Here is a 232-nt window from a genome sequence, read left to right as displayed (position 1 = left end):
TATTTCAAACTTTTAAGACCCTAAAAATTGCAGGGTTACTTCGTCAAGCTGGTATTCGTAAGGCTTGTGGCATTTCAGTCTATGAAGTTTTTAAGTTTTTAATACTATTGGTATTTCAAAGTAAAAATCTATATCGCTTTCTTGATTCAAAGAAAGGCGATATGGCTGTTTCAAAGAATACTTACTATCGTTTTATGAATGAATCTACCTATGCTTGGCGTAAGTTCTTATC

Annotated in this window: 1 pseudogene; it reads left to right on the top strand. The window is 32.3% G+C overall.

The window, feature by feature from the left end:
* Positions 1 to 232 (top strand): annotated as a pseudogene (locus ACX6CF_RS26250) (IS4 family transposase); the annotation flags it as partial.

The sequence above is a fragment of the Vallitalea sediminicola genome (assembly GCF_054408565.1).
The sequence above is the reverse complement of the archived record's forward strand: the minus strand, read 5'-3'. Positions and strand labels throughout refer to the sequence as shown.